This window comes from Mycobacterium sp. 1165178.9 (assembly GCF_001673555.1).
Taxonomy (GTDB): Bacteria; Actinomycetota; Actinomycetes; order Mycobacteriales; family Mycobacteriaceae; genus Mycobacterium.
This window is the reverse complement of sequence record NZ_LZMB01000297.1, coordinates 1-1,516: the sequence shown is the minus strand read 5'-3', so window position 1 is coordinate 1,516 and position 1,516 is coordinate 1. Positions and strand designations below refer to the sequence as shown.

The window sequence follows — 1,516 nt, the reverse complement described above, 5'->3', positions numbered from 1 at the left end:
GGGCTCCAACGCGATGGGGCTGCTGCAGACGCTGATGACCGACGGGACCGGCCCCGAGGGCAGCGATGTGCCGCGCTGGAAGCAGCTGTGGGACCAGGCTCGTGACGATCCGCGTCGCATGATGCGGCTGCTCAACGTCAGTCAGTGGAGCGAACGCACGCTGATCGCCCTGGTCATGCAGCACCTGGACAACTCCATCACTACCTACACCAAGCGCGGCAAGCTGGGCATCCGCTGGTACACCAGCAAGCAGGGACACGGCGAGCCGAATCCGAGCTGGATTCCGGTCGGGAACCAGGTCACCCGGCGCATCGCCGACAAAATCGACGCCGTCGCCGGTGGCACCTGGGGAGAGCTGTTCAACATCCCGCTGACCGCGCACTTCCTCGGCGGCGCCGTGATCGGCGACAACGCCGAGCATGGGGTGATCGACCCGTATCACCGGGTGTACGGCTACCCGACGCTGTTCGTGGTGGACGGCGCGGCCATCTCGGCGAACCTGGGCGTCAACCCCTCGTTGTCAATTACCGCCCAGGCCGAGCGGGCCGCGTCGTTGTGGCCGAACAGCGGCGAGAAGGACGAGCGCCCGGTGCAGGGCGAGCCGTATCGCCGGCTGGAGCCGATTCCGCCCAAGGCGCCCGTCGTCCCAGCCGAGGCGCCCGGCGCGCTGCGTTGGTTGCCGAGCAATCACATAAGCTCCACCGCCGACGCCAGTTAGCTCGCCAGCACCTCCAGCGGTGCGCCGCTGACCACGCGGCTGCGCTCCCCGTGCACGTTGACGGGCACGTCGCCCATCAGGGTGACGCGGTGCATCAGCCGGGGCTGGTCGTCGTAGTCGTCGATCGCCCGGTGCTGGGTCGCACGGTTGTCCCAGATAGCGACATCGCCGTGCGCCCAGTTCCAGCGAATTGTGTTTTCCGGCAACGTGATTCGCCGCTGCAGCAGTTCCAGCAGGACGCTGGACTCGTGACCGTCCAGGCCGACGAAGCCGCGCACGAAATCACCGGCCAGCAGCGTGCGTTCACCGGTCTCCGGGTGCACCCGCACCACGGGATGCTCGGTGCGAAAGTCCGGCTTTTCGAACGCCTGCCGGAACGACCGCTGGGCGTCGCTCATCGATAAGGCCGCTGCGCCTGCCACATAGTCGTAGCGGTTGGTGTGTAGCGCCCAGAGGTTTTCCACCAGACTTTTCAGCGGCTCGGGCAGGTGCTGATAGGCCGCCGCGGTCGATGCCCACAGCGTCGAACCGCCATAGGTCGGCAGCTTGACCGCGCGCAGGATCGACGCCGCCGGATAGTTGGCGGCGAACGTCACGTCGGTGTGCCAGCGGTTCGCCTTGCCGTACTCGGAGTCGATCGGGGTGATCACCGGGACGTTCCGGGCGGCCAGGGCGCCGGCGGCCGGGTGGCCGATGGGCGTGCCCAGCAGCTCGGCGAACGCGAGCTGCTGGGAGTCGTCGAGGTGGTGCTGGTGACGGAAGAAGATCACCTTATGGGCCAACAGCGCCCGGCGGATC

General features: G+C 67.7%; 2 protein-coding genes. One reads left to right on the top strand and one right to left on the bottom strand.

Going from position 1 to position 1,516, the window contains the following annotated elements; translation table 11 throughout:
• Positions 1–718: GMC oxidoreductase (locus tag A5652_RS12920; RefSeq protein ID WP_197513945.1), on the top strand; the 718-nt coding region annotated here is incomplete at its 5' end.
• Here A5652_RS12920 and A5652_RS12915 read toward each other — a convergent pair.
• A partial coding sequence (locus A5652_RS12915; protein ID WP_156745309.1) for a TauD/TfdA family dioxygenase occupies positions 715–1,516 on the bottom strand: 802 nt, incomplete at its 5' end. The genes A5652_RS12920 and A5652_RS12915 overlap by 4 nt on opposite strands.